Here is a 16,822-nt window from a genome sequence, read left to right as displayed (position 1 = left end):
AACGCATTTCCCTCCCGGTCGGGCCGAGCGCGGAGCCGGGGACGGTGCCGCGGCGCAGCCGTGCGGCGGGTGAGCGGCGCCCCCCGCGGACCGTCGACAAGAAGTCAAAATCCGCCGGGGGGCGTTGGGGTGTCAGCGCGCGGCGCCGTCGGCGCGGCGGCCGGTGCCGGAGCGCGTCAGTCCAGCTCACCCTCCGGGCGCCAGGACGCCGGGGCGGAGGCCGCGAAGGGCTGCCGCGCCGTTTCGGACCCCGGGACCACCGGCCGGTGCGGCACCCGCCTCGTTGACAGCGATCTCGCCCGCGGACAACGGTGGGCGCCGCCTCCGGCCATGGGGCCGGACTTCTCGGAAGGCGGCGAAGATGACCCGAGCGAGCCTGACCGGCATCGCCGGCGCGACGCTGTTGGCCGGCGCCCTCCTCACGACATCCGCGTGCGGAACGGGCGGGGCCGGCGACATGCGGGAGGGGACGAGGACGGGGAAGGTGGCCGGCACCATCACCTTCCGCACGCTCCAGCTCAAGCCCGCCTTCACGGCCTACGTCCAGGGCGTGATCGACGCGTTCGAGGCGGAGTACCCCGACGCCGAGGTCACGTGGGAGGACGTGCCGGGCGACGGATACAACGAGAAACTCGTCGCCGACGCCCAGGCCGGGGCCCTCCCCGACGTGGTCAACCTCTCCACCGACTCCTTCCAGCTCCTCGCCGACCGGGGCATGCTCGCCGACGTCGCCCGGCTGGACGGGGCCCGCGCCGAGGAGTACGTGCCCGGCGCCTGGGAGCAGTTCAAGCTCCCGGGCCGGGGCGAGGGCGTGTACGCGTACCCCTGGTACGTCACTCCGGAGATCCTGACCTACAACACGGAGCTCTTCGAGAAGGCCGGCCTGGACCCGGCCGCGCCGCCCACCGGCGTGGAGCAGTTCTTCGACTACGCCGAGCGGATCGCGGCCGCGTCCGGGGGCCGGTACGCGGCCTTCATGGCGGATCCCAAGGGCCGGCTGCCGGGGGACTGGCAGAAGATGGGCGTACCGATCCTGAACGAGAGCGGCGACCGCTTCACCTTCGACACCGACACGGCCGTCGCGTGGGTGGAGCGGATGAAGGACCTGTACGCCAAGGGCGCCATGCCCAAGGAGTCCCTGCTCACATCAGGTGACATCAACCAGCTGTACGGCGGCGGCAAGCTGGTCTTCGGCCCCGGCTCGCCGGGCTTCGTCAGGGACATCAAGCGCAACGCCCCGCAGGTGTACGCGAAGACACGGGTCGCGGGCGCCGTCACGGGCACCCTCGGCCACATCGGCGTCTACGCCCAGTCACTCGGCATCAGGAAGGACACCGAGCACCTGGACGCGGCGGCCGCGTTCGCCCAGTGGGTCACCAACGGGCCCAACCAGGTGGAGTTCTCCAAGCAGGCCACCATCTTCCCCTCCCATGCCCAGGGCCTCGCCGACCCGTACTTCGCGGACAGGGGCGACGGCACGGACGCGGAGACCGTCGCCCGCGCCGTCGGCGCCGAGCAGCTGAGGACCGCCGGGCTGGACGCCAACACCCCGGTCCAGTGGACCAACCAGGTGGGCGACGCCGTCGTGCGGGAGGTGCAGAAGGCCGTCACGGGGGAGCAGGACGCGCGGACGGCGGTACGCAGGGCCCACGAGGAGGCCAACAGACTGCTCGCTCAGGCGGTGCGCAAGTGACCGGCGGTCCCGACCGCGGCGCGGCCGTGAAGGTGCAGGCCGACACGGGACCGAACCACCGCAGCTGGTGGACGCCCTACCTGTTCCTCGCCCCCGGCCTGCTGCTGGTGGCCCTGTTCAGCCTCTGGCCGTTCGTCAACACCGTCGTCCTCTCCCTCACCGACGCGCAGATCCTGCGCGGCGGCGGCTTCGTCGGCCTCGACAACTACCGCCGCGCCCTCGGCGACCCGGACTTCTGGGTGGCGACCGGGAACAGCGTGGCCTACCTCCTGGTCGTCGTACCGTGCCTGGTCTTCCTGCCCCTGGCCCTCGCGGTCCTCGTGCAGACCAAGATCCCCGGCATCGGGTTCTTCCGCTCCGCCTTCTACACCCCGGTCATCGCCTCCGCCGTGGTCGTCGGCCTGATCTGGCAGTGGCTGCTGCGCAGCGACGGAGTCGTCAACACGCTGTTCCAGAAACTGCGGATCGTCTCCGAGCCGATCCCGTTCCTCACCGACAGCACCATGCTGCTGGTCTCCGCGATGATCGTGACCGTGTGGAAGGGCCTCGGCTACTACATGGTGTTCTACCTGGCGGCCCTCGGGAACGTGCCCGCCTCCCTGTACGAGGCCGCCGCGCTCGACGGCGCCGGCGCCGTCCGACGCTTCCTCAGCATCACCGTCCCGCAGGTGAAACCGATGATGCTGCTGGTCGGCACGCTCTCGGCGATCTCCGCGCTGCGGGTGTTCACGGAGATCTACATCCTCGGCGGCGAGAGCGGCGGCCCGGGCGGCGGCGCGCGCACCCTGCCCTTCCTGATCCGGCAGGCCGGCCTCGGCTTCGCGGGCGAGACCGGTTACGCCTCCGCCGTCTCCATCCTGCTGTTCCTGCTGACGCTGGTCTTCAGCCTGCTCGGCCGCCGCCTGTCCGCGGGGGACGAGGGGTGAGCGCCCCGACCTCCCCCGGGACCGCGACCGGCGCCCGGGCGACCCGGCGGGCCGGCTCCGGCCGCCGGCGCCGCCGGATCGGCCTGGCCGGCCGGTACGCGACGCTGCTGCTGGTGCTCGCGGTCATGCTCGGCCCGATCGTCTGGCAGTTCCTGACCTCGATCCGCGGGCGCACCGAGAACGTCTACGACGGCGTGCTGCCCTCGCAGCCGACCCTCAACAACTACGTGCGGGTCGCGGAATCGTTCCCGCTGCTCCAGTACGCGGGCAACACCCTCACCGTGGCGGCCCTCGCCATCGCTTCCAACACGGTCTTCGCGGCGATGGGCGGCTACGCCCTCTCCCGGGCCGGGTGGAGAGGCCGCAAAACGGTCTTCACGGTCCTCGTGGCGACCCTGATGTTCCCCTTCGAATCCGTGATGATCTCGATGTTCCTCACGGTCCGCGAGATGGGCCTGGTCGACACCCTCATCGGGGTCTGGCTCCCCGGGGCCGTCTCCGTCCTCAACGTCATGGTCATGAGGGCGGCCTTCCTCGCCGTTCCCAAGGAGCTGGAGGAGGCCGCCGTCCTGGACGGCGCGGGGGAGTGGACGCGCTTCACGCGGGTCTTCGTCCCCTCGGCGAAGGGAGCGCTGGCGGTGGTCTGCATCACGAGCTTCATGGGCGCCTGGGACGACTTCCTCTGGCCCCTGCTGGTGCTCACGGACAGCGACAACTACACCCTCCAGCTCGGCCTCAAGACCCTGGCCGGCGCCACCACCGTGAACGACCAGCGACTCGTCGCGGCGGGCGCGATGGCGGCGCTCCTTCCGACGATGCTGGTCTTCTTCGCCCTGCAGCGCTTCTTCTTCAAGGGCGTGGGCGAGGGAGCGGTCAAGACCTGAACCGCCGCCCGAAGCCCGCCGCCCGTAGCCCGCCCCGCCGCCCGCCGCCCGTAGCCCGACCGTCCTCTCCTGGAGCGCCGTCATGCATGACGACCGGAGCATCACCGAGCACCGCCTCCGCCGGGTCCTCAAGGAGCGCGTCAAACCCGCGGTCCACTCCCGCTCGGTGCCCCTGACCGTGGAGCGCTGGGAGGTCCCGGGCGAGCCCGTGCCCGTGGACCGGGGCCTGGCCGCGTCCTACGAGCCCTGCTCCGTCGGGGACACCTGGGGGCCGGCCTGGGGCACCACCTGGTTCAGGGTCACCGGCACCGTGCCGGCCGACTGGGCCGGGCGCACGGTGGAGGCCGTCCTCGACCTCGGCTTCGACCGGATGATGCCCGGTTTCCAGTGCGAGGGCCTGGTCCACCGGGCGGACGGCGGCGAGATCAAGGCACTCAACCCGTACAACGACTGGGTCCGCGTCGCCGACCGGGCAGCGGGCGGCGAACGCGTCGAGTGGTACGTCGAGGCCGCCTCCAACCCGGTGCTGGTCGACCACGCGGCCACGTACGAGGGCGACGTGCGCACCAGCGGCGACCAGCCCCTCTACCGGCTCGCGCGGATGGACCTCACCGTCTTCGAGGCGGAGGTGTGGGAGCTCGTCCAGGACCTCGAAGTCCTCTACGGCCTGATGACCGAGCTCGGCTCGGCCGACGCCCGGCGGTACGCGATCCTGCGCGCGCTCGACACCGCGCTCGACACCCTCGACCTCGCCGACGTGCCCGGCACCGCCGCTGCGGCCCGGGCCGCTCTGGCCGGGGTGCTGGCCGCGCCGGCCCACGCCTCCGCTCACCGCATCAGCGCGGTCGGGCACGCCCACATCGACTCCGCGTGGCTGTGGCCGCTGCGCGAGACCGTGCGCAAGGTCGCCCGTACCGCCTCCAACACGGTCGCCCTGATGGACGACCACCCCGAGTTCGTCTTCGCGATGTCGCAGGCCCAGCAGCTGGACTGGATCAAGACCTACCGGCCCGAACTCTTCGAACGGATCAAGAAGAAGATCGCCGACGGGCAGTTCGTGCCGGTCGGCGGGATGTGGGTGGAATCCGACACCAACATGGTCGGCGGCGAGGCCATGGCCCGCCAGTTCCTCTACGGCAAGAAGTTCTTCCTCGACGAGTTCGGCATCGAGACCCGCACCGTCTGGCTGCCCGACTCCTTCGGCTACACCGCCGCGCTGCCGCAGATCGTCAGGCTCTCCGGCTCCACCTGGTTCCTCACCCAGAAGATCTCCTGGTCCCAGGTCAACAGCTTCCCCCACCACACGTTCTGGTGGGAGGGCATCGACGGCAGCCGCGTCTTCACCCACTTCCCGCCCGTCGACACCTACAACGGCGACCTCGGCGGCGCGCAGCTGGCGCACGCCGCACACAACTACCGCGAGAAGGGACGCGGTTCGCGCTCGCTGGCACCGTTCGGCTGGGGTGACGGCGGCGGCGGCCCCACCCGCGAGCACCTCGCGCGCGCCAAGCGCCAGCGGGACCTCGAAGGCTCCCCCCGGGTCGAGATCGAACGGCCCGACGCCTTCTTCGAGAAGGCCCGCGCCGAGTACGAGGACGCCCCCGTCTGGGCCGGCGAGCTCTACCTGGAGCTGCACCGAGGCACGTACACCTCGCAGGCCAAGACCAAGCAGGGCAACCGGCGGGCCGAGTCGATGCTGCGCGAGGCGGAGCTGTGGTCGGCCACGGCGGCCGTGCGGGTGCCCGGATTCGACTACCCGTACGAGGACCTGGAACGGATCTGGAAGACGGTGCTGCTGCACCAGTTCCACGACATCCTGCCGGGCTCGTCCATCGCCTGGGTGCACCGCGAGGCACGCGAGACGTACCGGACCGTGAGGGAGGAGCTGCGGGCGATCACCCTGGCCGCGCAGAGCGCCCTGGCGGGGGAGGGGAGCGCGGAACTCGTGTTCAACTGCGCCCCGCACGCCCGGCGCGGAGTCCCGGCCGGGGGCGCGGACCGCCCCGCACCCGCCGGTGAACCGGTCACCGTGGAGGAGCGGCACGGCGGCGGGTACGTCCTGGCCAACGGCCGGCTGCTGGTGGAGATCGACGGCCGGGGCCTGCTCGTCTCCGCCTACGACCTGGCGGCCGCCAGGGAGTCCGTCGCCCCGGGCCGGGCGGCGAACCTGCTCCAGATCCACCCCGACTTCCCCAATATGTGGGACGCCTGGGACATCGACGCCTTCTACCGCAACAACGTCACCGACCTCGTGGACGTGGACGCCATGGAGGTGGCCGAGAGCGGGCCGGAGGCCGCGACGGTACGCGTCACCCGCTCGTTCGGGAACTCCACGGCTGTCCAGTCGGTGACCCTGCGGGCCGGCGCGGCGACGGTCGACCTCGGCGTGGACGTCGCATGGCACGAGACGGAGAAGCTCCTCAAAGCGGCCTTCCCCCTGGACGTCAAGGCCGACCGCACCGCCTCCGAGACGCAGTTCGGGCACGTGTACCGGGCCACGCACACCAACACCTCGTGGGAAGCGGCCAAGTTCGAGATCTGCGCCCACCGCTGGATCCACGCGGAGGAGCCCGGCTGGGGCGTGGCGCTGCTCAACGACTCCACCTACGGCCACGACGTCACCCGTGACGTGCGGGCCGACGGGGGCCAGACCACCACGGTGCGGCTCTCCCTGCTGCGGGCCCCGCGCTATCCCGACCCGGAGACCGACCAGGGAGCGCACACCCTGCGGTTCTCGCTCGCGCCGGGCGCGGGGATCGGGGACGCGGTCCGGGAGGGACACGCGCTGAACCTGCCCGAGCGCACCCTGCGCGGAGCGGGCCCGGTCGCCCCGCTGGTGTCCGTGGACGACGACGCGGTGGTCGTGGAGGCCGTCAAGCTCGCCGAGGACGGTAGCGGCGACGTCGTCGTCCGGCTCTACGAGTCCCGCGGCGGCCGTGCCGCGGCCGTTCTCACGGCGGATTTCCCGCTCACCGCGGCCGTGGAGAGCGACCTGCTGGAGCGCCCCCTGGTGGGCGGGGCCGTCGGCCGCCCGTCGCCGGACGGGAGGGTGGCGCTCACGCTGCGGCCCTTCCAGATCGTCACGGTCCGGCTGCACCGCGCCTGAGGCGGCGCCTGCGATCCGCGCGGGGATCCGGGCGGATCGCGGGCCGCGCCGCCGCTCCCCGGCCCGCTCGGGCTCCGCCCCCGCCCCGCCCCCGCCCCGCCCCCGCTCCGCCCCCGCCCCCGATCCGCGCCCGAGCCGTCCCCCGCTCGGGCGCGGCGGCGTGAACTCCGCCACAGGAGCCGGGGCCACCGGGCCCGCGGCCCCGCGATTCCGGCGGATGGGACCTCCTCCCGGTTATGCACTTAGTTGCAAAACCCTCCGCGTCTCGCTAGAACAGGTTCATCACCCGTGTGCGAGGAGGCACCCCCGATGAGCCCGCAGAGTCCCCAGAGCCGCTACCCGCACCTGCTGAGCCCGCTGGACCTCGGTTTCACGACCCTGCCGAACCGCGTGATCATGGGCTCCATGCACACCGGCCTCGAAGAGCACGAGGGCGGCTTCGAGCGCCTCGCCGCCTTCTACGCCGAGCGCGCCCGGGGCGGCGCCGGCCTGATCGTCACGGGCGGCATCGCCCCCAACGACGCCGGACGTCCCTTCGAGGGCGGCTCCCGCCTCACCACCGAGGACGAGGCCGCCGAGCACCGGGTGATCACCGACGCGGTGCACGCCCAGGGCGGGCGGATCGCGATGCAGATCCTCCACTTCGGCCGCTACGCCTACCACAAGGACCTGGTCGCCCCCAGCGCCCTCCAGGCCCCCATCAGCCCCTTCGTCCCGAACGAGCTCACCGACGTCGAGGTCGAGCGCACCGTCGAGGACTTCGTGCGCGCCGCCCGGCTGGCCAAGCTCGCCGGCTACGACGGCGTCGAGATCATGGGCTCCGAGGGCTACCTGATCAACGAGTTCATCGCCGCGGCGACCAACAGGCGCACCGACCGCTGGGGCGGCGCGTACGAGAACCGGGTGCGCTTCCCCCTGGAGATCGTCCGCCGTACCCGCGCGGCCGTCGGCGACGACTTCATCATCGTCTACCGCCTCTCGATGCTCGACCTCATCCCCGGCGGCTCCACCCTCGACGAGGTCGTCCACCTCGCCAAGGAGGTCGAGGCCGCCGGCGCCACGATCATCAACACCGGCATCGGCTGGCACGAGGCCCGCATCCCCACCATCGCCACCTCCGTCCCGCGCGGGGCCTACACCTGGGTCACCAAGCGGCTGATGGGCGCGGTCTCCGTCCCCCTGGTCACCAGCAACCGCATCAACACCCCGGAGATCGCCGAGGAGTTGCTCGCCGACGGCCGCGCCGACCTGGTCTCCCTGGCCCGGCCCTTCCTCGCCGACGCCGACTTCGTGGCCAAGGCCGCCGCCGGCCGCCCCGAGACCATCAACACCTGCATCGGCTGCAACCAGGCCTGCCTCGACCACACCTTCAGCGGCAAGATCACCAGCTGCCTGGTCAACCCGCGCGCCTGCCACGAGACGGAACTCGTCCTGTCGCCGACGCGCCGCACCAAGCGCGTCGCCGTCGTCGGCGCCGGCCCGGCCGGACTCGCCTGCGCCGTGAGCGCCGCCGGACGCGGCCACGACGTGACCCTCTTCGAGGCCTCGGGCCACATCGGCGGACAGCTCGACATCGCCCGCCGGATCCCCGGCAAGGAGGAGTTCGAGGAGACCATCCGCTACTACGGCACGCAGCTCGGGGAGAGCGGCGTGCAGGTCCGCCTGAACACCCGCGCGGACGTGGAGACCCTCCAGGGCTACGACGAGGTCGTCGTGGCCACGGGCGTCACGCCCCGCACCCCCGACATCGACGGCGTGGACCACCCCCACGTGGTCAGCTACCTGGACGTGCTCCGCGACGGCGCCCCCGTCGGCGAGCGGGTCGCGGTCGTCGGCGCCGGCGGCATCGGCTTCGACGTCGCCGAGTTCCTCACCGACAGCGGCGAGGGCGCCTCGCAGGATCCCGACGTCTACTTCCGCCACTGGGGCGTGGACACCGCGTACAGCGGCCCGGGCGGTCTCACCGCCCCCGTCCGCCCCGCACCGCCGCGCCAGGTCCACCTGCTCCAGCGCAAGGCGACCAAGGTCGGCGGCGGGCTCGGCACCACCACCGGCTGGATCCACCGCGCCGAGCTCAAGCACCGGGGCGTCGTCTCCGTCGCCGGCGCCACCTACGAGCGCATCGACGACGAGGGTCTGCACATCACCGTCGCCGGCGAGCCCCGCCTCGTACCCGCCGACACGGTGGTCCTGTGCACCGGCCAGGAGCCGCGCCGCGACCTGTACGAGGCGCTGCGCGCGGCCGGTGTCGAGGCGCACCTGATCGGCGGCGCGGACGTGGCCGCCGAGCTCGACGCCAAGCGGGCCATCCGCCAGGGCACCGAGCTGGCCGCCACCCTCTGAGCCCGGCCCCGGACGCGGCCGGGAACACCGCGTACCGCGGGGTGTTGTGGCGGCCCTCCCGGGCCGCCACAATCGTCCGGTGACGCTGACACCGGCGGAAGCCGACACGATCCTGGCCGACCACTTCGCCCCCTGGGTGCTCGCCCTCGGCCTGACCGTCCTGGAGACCGGCGACCGGCACGCCGTGCTGCGGCTGCCCTGGTCCGACGCCTTGGCCCGGGACGGCGGCGGGCTGTCCGGGCAGGCGCTGATGGCGGCCGCCGACACCGCCACCGTCATCGCGGTCTCCGCCGCGCGCGGCGGGTACGGGCCGATGACCACCGTCCAGCAGTCGACCAGCTTCCAGCGGCCCGTGACCGGCGCCGATGTGCTGATCGACGTACGGGTCACCAAACTCGGCAAGCGGATGGCCTTCGCCGACATCACCCTGACCGCCGAGGGCGCGGCCGAGCCGGCCGCCAAGGCCTCCACCGTCTACGCCCTGCTCGGCCCGTAACGGGCCCGGGGCCCGTCCGGCGGGCCGCCGGACGGGCCCCGGAACCGAGGGCCGGTCAGAAGTGGTGCGCGGAGGTCAGAACCGGTCCGGGGCGGACGGGAGCGGCAGCGGCTTCGGCGAGGTGAGGCCCTCGCGTCGCTCCGTACCGGGCGCCGGGTTCTGGCAGGTGATGTCCTCGTGCGGCAGCCGGCCCGTCGTCAGATAGCTGTTGACCGGCGCGTTGACGCACGAGGCGGGGTCGACGAGGTAGACGCCGTGGCCCTCGCCCCCGGCCGCCAGCACCATGCGCGAGCCCTTGAGCGCCTTGTGCAGACCCTGGCCGCTGACGAGCGGCGTCTGGGAGTCCCATTCGTTCTGCACGGTCAGGACATCGGCCCGGGTCCTCATGGGAGTGGCCGCCTCGACGGGCCGGTCCCAGAAGGCGCACGGCTTGATGTTGGAGGCGAAGTCGCCGTACAGCGGGTAGCGGGCCTTGTCCTTCGCCGCGTCCCGTTCGTACTGCTCGGTGTAGCGGGGCCAGGCGCCCGTGTCCCCGCAGATGACGGCGAGGAAGACCGCGGTGCCGTTGTCGGCGGCCTGTTCGGCCCCCGCCGCGCCGGTCCGGGCGGCAGGCCCGCCCATCGCGGAGCGGCCCGGTGACCGGTCCCCGGCCAGCAGCTTCTTCACATCCGGTACGGGCGTGCCCGCCGCGGCCGCCGGACGCGGGGCGCCCTCGGCGGACGCCTTGAGGTCCACGATCAGCGGGGTGACCTGCGCCGGGTAGAAGAACGCTCCCCGGGCGGTGCGGATGTCGTCACCCGTCAGCTTCTGCCCGTACAGCTCGATCGGCTCCCGGTCCGCGCGCGCCACCAGGCCCCAGAAGGTGTCCGACACCGCCTGCGGGGTGTCGCCGAGGTGGAACTCCGCCGACCGCTGCGCGGCCCACTCCGTCCACCGCTTGTACGCGGGCTCGGCTTCGCTGGCCCACACCTGGATCATGCCGCGCCAGATCCGCTTGGGGTCCACGCCGCTGTCGAGCACGAAGCGGTCGGTGCGCTCCGGGAACATCTGCGAGTAGACGGCGCCGAGGTAGGTGCCGTAGGAGTAGCCGATGAAGGAGATCTTCCGCTCACCGAGCACCGCGCGGATGGTGTCCATGTCGCGCGCCGTGTTCCGGGTGGTGATGTGCGCCAGCACGTCGCCGGACTTCTCCCGGCACTTGTCGGCGACGGTACGCGCCCACTGGACGTCCGAGGGGTACGTCTCGGGCCGGTACGGCCGGTCGATGTTCTGCTCGGCCTCGGTCAGTCCGCAGGTGATCGGGCTGCTGGCACCGACGCCGCGGGGGTCGAAGCCGATCAGGTCGTACTGGTCGCGGACGTCCTTGGGCATCGCCCCGTTCATCTCCAGCGGCAGGCCGAGCCCGGAACCGCCGGGACCGCCGGGGTTGAAGAGCATCGCGCCGTGCCGCTTGGCCGGGTTCTCGCTCTTGATCCGGGATATCGCGAGGTCGATCGTGCGCCCCTGCGGACGCCGGTAGTCGAGCGGCACCTTCAGCGTGGCGCACTCGTACGAGGCCGGCTGCTCGGTGCTGCACCGCTGCCAGGCGGGCTTCTGCCGCAGGTAGTCCGACGCGGAGGCGGCGGAGGCCTGGGTCGCGGCCAGGAGCGGCACGGTGGTCGCGACGAGCCCGGCGGTGGCGAGCAGCGGAGCGAGGCGTTTCAGACGCACGATGGCGGTCCGTCCTTTCGGTGAAAGCGCTGACCCGTTCAGCCTGTTGCACCGGTCGGCCGGGCGAATCATCCCCGAGGGCCGATTCCCCTGCTCCTCACGGACGAGCCGAAATCCGGACAACTGGCCGACACGCCGAGGTCGCAGCGGGCCGCACCGACCGAAAACCCGTTCGTCAACGACGGGCCGCCGCCGCCGCACGTCCGGGTGGTTGTTCCTCGTCGGAGCCCCGATCGGCGTCCAAGGCGCCCGCGGGCGGCAAGAGTTGCGCCATGATCATCGAACCGTCCCCCGACCACGATTCCGCGGACGAATCGGCGGCGGACGCCTCCCGCCGCCCCTCCCGCCGCACCCTCATCGCGGGAGCCGCCGCGGTCGCCTCAGCCGGCGCGCTGAGCGTCGCCGCCGCGTCCGCCGGCACCACCACGCGGGCGCCGTCCGGCTCCGCGCGTCCCGATTGGGACACCTGCCTCACGATCGCCCGCGCCATCCTGGTCCGGGACGACGAGGACCGGCCGCTGGTGCCGCACTACGCCGACGTACTGCTGAAGAACGGTCTGCCCCGGGGCCGCGGAGCAGGGCGACCCGCCAAGAAGGTACTGGTCGTCGGCGCCGGCCCGGCCGGGCTCACCGCCGCGCACCTGCTGCGCGAGGCCGGGCACCGGGTCACCGTCATCGAGGCCAACGGCAACCGGGTCGGGGGCCGGATCAAGACCTTCCGTACCGGCGGCCACGAGAAGTCCGCGCCCGCCTTCGCCGACCCCAAGCAGTACGCCGAGGCCGGTGCGATGCGCATCCCCGACAGCCACCCGCTGGTCACCGGCCTGATCGACAGCCTCGGGCTCAAGCGCCGGCGCTTCCACCTGGTCGACGTCGACGCGTCCGGCCGCCCCGCCTACCGCACCTGGATCTTCGTCAACGGCATCCGCGTGCGCCGGGCCGACTACGCCCGCAGCCCCCAGGCCCTCAACCGCTCCTTCGGCGTCCCGGCGGCCTACGAGGCGCTGCCGGCCGCACAGATCGTCCGCGACGCCTTCGCCCCCGTGCGCAAGGAGATCGAGGGCAGGAAGGACAGGGAGCTCGTCGAGGGCTGGGCCCGGGTCATCCAGCGCTACGGCCACATGTCGATGTACCGCTTCCTGACCGAGGAGGCCGAGATCGACGAGCGGACCATCGACCTCGTCGGAACCGTCGAGAACCTCACCTCCCGGCTGCACCTGGCCTTCGTGCACAGCTTCATCGGCTCCTCGCTGATCAGCCCCGACACGGCCTTCTTCGAACTGCCCGACGGCACCGCCACCCTCGCCGACGCGCTCTACGCCCGCGTCAAGGACCTGGTCCGGCTCGACCGCCGCGCCACCCGCATCACGCACGCCCCGGGCAGCGTCACCGTCGAGACCGTCTCCGAGGGCCGCGACGGCGCCCCGGTGCGCCGCGAGACCTTCACCGGTGACACCGCGATCATCACGGTGCCCTTCTCCGGGCTGCGCCACATCCCCGTCACCCCCGCCCTCTCCTACGGCAAGCGGCGCGCGGTCACCGAGCTGCACTACGACGCCGCCACCAAGGTGCTGCTGGAGTTCAGCCGCCGCTGGTGGGAGTTCGACGAGGCCGACTGGAAGCGCGAACTGGAGGCCGTCGAACCCGGCCTGTACCAGAAGTACCAGCTGGGCCGGACCTCGGGCGACGGCGGCATGCTGGGCGCCCACCCCTCCGTGCCCAAGGGGCGCATCTCCGCCGGTCAGCGCTCGCACTACGCCGCCAGCCGCGTCGTGGCCCGGGACCAGCCCGAGGCGGCGGGAGTCATCGGCGGCGGCTCGGCCACCGACAACCCCAACCGCTTCATGTTCCAGCCCTCCTACCCGGTCGAGGGCAGCCCCGGCGGCGTGGTCCTCGCGTCCTACAGCTGGGCGGACGACGCGCTGAAGTGGGACTCCCTCGACGACGCGGAGCGCTACCCGCGCGCCCTCGCCGGGGTGCAGGAGGTGTTCGGGCAGCGGATCGAGGTGTTCTACACCGGGGTCGGGCGCACCCAGTCGTGGATGCGGGACCCGTACGCCTACGGTGAGGCCTCCGTCCTGCTGCCCGGCCAGCACACCGAGCTCTTCCCGCACGTCCGCGCGGCCGAGGGGAACCTGCACTTCGCCGGCTGCCACACCTCGGTCAAGCCCGCCTGGATCGAGGGCGCCCTGGAGTCGGCGGTCCGGACGGCGCTGGAGGTGCACGCGGCGCAGTGAGCACCGGGGAGCCGCGCCGGGGCCTGCTGTGCCGGGCCCCGCCGTGCCGGGGTTCGCCGTGCCGGGCCGGGCCGGCACGGGCCCGTGCTGGGGTTCGCCGTGCCGTGCCGGGCCCGGGCCGGGCCGGCCCGGCCCGGGCCCCTGCTGGGGTTCGCCGTGCCGGGCCCGTGCCGGGCCCGTGCCGGGCCGGGCACTCCCGGCCCCGGCCCGGCTCCCGGCCCCGGCCCGGCTCCCGGCCCCGGCCCGGCTCCCGCCCCCGGCCCGGCTCCCGGCCCCGGCCCGGCTCCCCGGCCTCCGTAGGGGGTCCCCGGCCCCCCCGCGCGCTCCCCGGCCGGTGCTCGCCGCAGGCTGCCCGCCGGCCGGGTGTCAGCCCGCGGCGAGCACGATCACCCAGTCCTGCGCGCCGAACCGCACCCCCTGCCGCTTGTCCGGGTTGATCCGCACCCCGTGATCGGGTCCCGTCGCGGCCCGCGCGCGCAGCCGGTAGCCCACCGCGCACTCGCCGCGGCGGCGCGCCGACTCGACGACGGTGGCGAAGGTGACCTCGCGGTCCGTCCGCACGTAGTCCGCGGCCGGTTTCAGGGACAGCTCGTTGCCCTCGGCCCTGAACAGCTCCTCGAAGACGCGGGCGAGGTACCCGCTCTCCGAGATCTGCGTCATCAGGAGGCTGATCAGCCGACCGCTGACGATGAAGTCCGCGCCCTCACGCGCCGGCGCGAGCAGCCGGTTGCCGTCGTCGGACATCTCGGTGGTGAGGGAGAGCTCGCGGCGCGAGGCCTCCGCGATCGCCCGCAGGTGCAGCAGGGCGACCAGCGTCCGGTCGTCCGCGTCGGCCTCCGGCCCCGCTGCCGCCGCCCCCCGACCCGCCGCCGGCCCCGCTCCCGCCGCGTCCCCCGGCTCACCCACGACGATCACACCGTCATACGAGGGGACGTCGAGCTTGTCCAGGACCCGCGGATCGGTGATGTCCCCCTCAAGGAAGGAGACTTCGAGGTTCCGTCGGCCCGAAGCGGAGCCGGCCGCGCCGCGCGCCGTCGCCTCTCCGCCGAGCGCCACCACGTCCAACGTGGTGCCGGGGCTGACGTACTGGTCGAGCTGTTCCACGACGAGCGGGGCGCGGCGGTTCCAGCCCAGCAGGAGCAGGCGTTCGGCGAGGGGGACCCGCGGGGCGGCCGCGACGATCGCGTTCTCGTCGACCCAGGCCGCCGTGTTCGCGGGTACGGCCGTGTCGTCGTCGCGCGTGACGACGACGAGCCGGTCGCCCGCGCCGATCCTGGTGCCGGACTCCGGGTTGAGCGCGACCTCGCCGTCGGCGCGCAGCAGTCCGACCACCGAGGACGTGGCGAACGCCAGGAGGGCCTCGCCGAAGGTGCGGTCCACGAGGGCCCCGGCCGCCACCGGGTAGAACTCGTCACCCTCGAAGTCCAGTAACTCCTGGTACACGAGCGACAGTCCGGGTCGGCGGGCGGTCTGGACGAGGATCCGGGCGACGATGTCGTCCATGCACAGGACGTGCCCGCCCGGACCGGCGGCCAGCCGGGCCGTACGGTGGTTGCGGGTGTCCCGCACCGCCGCGACCAGCACCGCGTCCCCGCCGGATCCGGGGACAGCCGCGTTCAGCGTGAGCAGGGTCTTCACCACGAGGGCGTCGCCCGCATCCCCGCTCGGGGGCAGGACGAGGACGGCCTTCGCGGTCGCCGGGCTCACCCGGGCGAGCACGGTGGGGTCGGTGGTGCTGCCGGTGCGGCAGATGATCCGGGTCCTGCCGGTGTCGGGGACGTGCGTGGCGATCTCCTCCTCCATCTCCACCTTGTCCTTGGGGGCGAGGACGGCGATCGCCGAGCGCCGCTGGTTGGCGTTGGCGGTCACGAGTTCCCCGACCACGGGGAAGATCTGGTCGGACCACCCCAGGACGACGGTGTGCCCGGACTCCAGCACGGTGGAGTGCCCCAACCGCAGGGACATGATGCGGTTGTTGATACCGGTCGTGATCAGACTGACGAGCGTAGACACGAACAGCAGGGCGACCAGGGCCAGTGACACGGAGGCGAGCACGTACAGCGGCGAGCCGACCGCGCCCCCGATCTTGAGTGTCTGGCCGACGCTGACCCACACCGCGGTGAGCCGGCCGGAGAGGGTGGTCGGGGGAGTCCGGTCGGACCAGACGAGGACCGCGCTCGCCGGGACCACGACGGCGAGGCAGGCCAGCGCCAGCCATCCGATGAGCGCCGTGGTGCCACCCGCCACGAGATGGTCGAACCGGTACCGGAGCAGCTGCCGGAGGGACGTCGTGTGCTGCCGCGCCATGAGATCTCCCGGGCATGGGACAGCGCCCCGGCCGGGCCGCTGCCCGCCGCCCCGGGGCGCGCGTCGGAGATCTTCGGATGTCGGGTGGGTGATCTCCGTGCTGCTAACCCGCCGGTGCCCCGTCGGTTACGGGTACGTGCCGGCGTGCGGGCGCAGTACTGCGGTGGCCGGGTACGCCGGTGCGCGCGGCGGCCCGGTGCGCCGGTGCACGGGGGCCCGTTCCGCCGGTGCGCGCGGGCCCGTTCCGCGTGTTGCGCGGCGCCGCCCCCGACGGCCCCGTCTAGCGTGGTGCGGTGCGCCCCGTCCCTCCTGCCGTCGCAGCGCTGGCCCTGCTGTGCACCGTCTCCCTCGGCTGCACGACCGGGTGCTCCCGCACGACCGCACCCCCGCCCACGGCGGCCCTTCCGGCCCATCGCGGGGGTATCGCCGCCGAGGTGGCGAGGGTGACGCCCGAGGTGCTGGGCGCCACGTACCGGGCGGGCTGCCCGGTCGGTCCCGAACGGCTGCGGTTGATCCGGATGAACCACTGGGGTTTCGACGGCAGGGTCCACCGCGGTGAACTCGTCGCGCACGAGCGGGTGGTACGGCCCCTGCTGCGGGTCTTCGGCGCGGCTTTCGACGCGCGCTTCCCCATCCGCCGCATGCGGTCGACGGCGGCGTACGGGGGCGACGACGCGCGGTCGATGGCCGACGACAACACCTCCGCGTTCAACTGCCGGCGCGTCACCGGCGACGCCGCCCGGCTCTCGCGGCACGCCCACGGCGACGCGGTGGACGTCAACCCGGTGGAGAACCCGTACGTGGACCGGTACGGCGTGGTCTTCCCGCCCGCCGGCCGTCCCCACCTGCGGCGCGCCCGTGCCGTCCCGGGCATGATCCGCGCCGGCGACGCCCTCACGCGGGCTTTCGAGGCGGAGGGCTGGCACTGGGGCGGCCACTGGTCCAACCCCGACTACCAGCACTTCTCGAATACCGGGGGCTGACGACCGTACGCGTGCCGCGAGGGCCCCGCACGCTCCGCCGGCGCGCGGCTCCGCCGCACGTGCCTGTGCCGCTTGTGCCCGTACCGCCTGTGCCCGTACCGCTCGTGCCCGTACCGCTCGTGCCCGTACCGCCCGTG

10 protein-coding genes are annotated in these 16,822 nt (G+C 73.2%); 8 read left to right on the top strand and 2 right to left on the bottom strand.

All coding sequences use genetic code 11. The features are described 5' to 3' along the window. Positions 1-361 precede the first annotated feature (361 nt). The 6 genes from ACFWUQ_RS16700 to ACFWUQ_RS16675 all read left to right on the top strand — a co-directional run bounded on the left by ACFWUQ_RS16700 (position 362) and on the right by ACFWUQ_RS16675 (position 9,448). The gene (locus ACFWUQ_RS16700; protein ID WP_384538430.1) at positions 362-1,693 is read left to right on the top strand and encodes an ABC transporter substrate-binding protein; all 1,332 of its coding nucleotides are present in this window, start codon (positions 362-364) and stop codon (positions 1,691-1,693) included. Beyond that, complete coding sequence (locus ACFWUQ_RS16695) at positions 1,690-2,619, top strand: carbohydrate ABC transporter permease (protein ID WP_384538428.1); 930 nt, start codon at positions 1,690-1,692, stop codon at positions 2,617-2,619. Before ACFWUQ_RS16700 ends, ACFWUQ_RS16695 begins: the two co-directional genes overlap by 4 nt. Beyond that, complete coding sequence (locus tag ACFWUQ_RS16690; protein ID WP_384538427.1) at positions 2,616-3,503, top strand: carbohydrate ABC transporter permease; 888 nt, start codon at positions 2,616-2,618, stop codon at positions 3,501-3,503. Before ACFWUQ_RS16695 ends, ACFWUQ_RS16690 begins: the two co-directional genes overlap by 4 nt. Before the next feature lie 82 nt (positions 3,504-3,585). Beyond that, a complete protein-coding gene (locus tag ACFWUQ_RS16685) occupies positions 3,586-6,609 on the top strand; it encodes an alpha-mannosidase (protein ID WP_384538425.1) in 3,024 nt (1,007 codons plus the stop codon). A 309-nt stretch (positions 6,610-6,918) separates the two neighbouring features. Next, entirely contained in the window at positions 6,919-8,952 is a 2,034-nt protein-coding gene (locus ACFWUQ_RS16680) for an FAD-dependent oxidoreductase (protein WP_384538423.1), read from the top strand. A 79-nt stretch (positions 8,953-9,031) separates the two neighbouring features. Further along, positions 9,032-9,448: a PaaI family thioesterase gene (locus ACFWUQ_RS16675; protein ID WP_384538422.1), complete on the top strand. Its 417-nt coding sequence runs from the start codon at positions 9,032-9,034 to the stop codon at positions 9,446-9,448. A gap of 75 nt (positions 9,449-9,523) precedes the next feature. Here ACFWUQ_RS16675 and ACFWUQ_RS16670 read toward each other — a convergent pair whose 3' ends face one another. Further along, positions 9,524-11,158 carry an alpha/beta hydrolase gene (locus ACFWUQ_RS16670; protein ID WP_384538420.1) on the bottom strand — a complete coding sequence of 545 codons (1,635 nt, stop codon included), beginning with the start codon at positions 11,156-11,158 and terminating at the stop codon, positions 9,524-9,526. Positions 11,159-11,430: 272 nt separating this feature from the next. Here ACFWUQ_RS16670 and ACFWUQ_RS16665 point away from each other — a divergent pair, with 272 nt between their 5' ends. Beyond that, positions 11,431-13,395 carry an FAD-dependent oxidoreductase gene (locus ACFWUQ_RS16665; RefSeq protein ID WP_384538418.1) on the top strand — a complete coding sequence of 655 codons (1,965 nt, stop codon included), beginning with the start codon at positions 11,431-11,433 and terminating at the stop codon, positions 13,393-13,395. Between the two features lie 366 nt (positions 13,396-13,761). On the opposite strand, the gene ACFWUQ_RS16660 is transcribed toward ACFWUQ_RS16665, so the two are convergent. Then, a complete protein-coding gene (locus ACFWUQ_RS16660) occupies positions 13,762-15,702 on the bottom strand; it encodes an NAD-binding lipoprotein (RefSeq protein WP_384538416.1) in 1,941 nt (646 codons plus the stop codon). 293 nt (positions 15,703-15,995) lie between these two features. Here ACFWUQ_RS16660 and ACFWUQ_RS16655 point away from each other — a divergent pair, with 293 nt between their 5' ends. Further along, on the top strand, positions 15,996-16,685 hold the full coding sequence (locus tag ACFWUQ_RS16655; protein WP_384538414.1) for a M15 family metallopeptidase: 690 nt from the start codon (positions 15,996-15,998) through the stop codon (positions 16,683-16,685). Positions 16,686-16,822 lie beyond the last annotated feature (137 nt).

The organism is Streptomyces sp. NPDC058662 (assembly GCF_042716255.1).
Lineage (GTDB): Bacteria > Actinomycetota > Actinomycetes > Streptomycetales > Streptomycetaceae > Streptomyces.
This window is presented reverse-complemented; position numbering and strand designations above follow the sequence as displayed.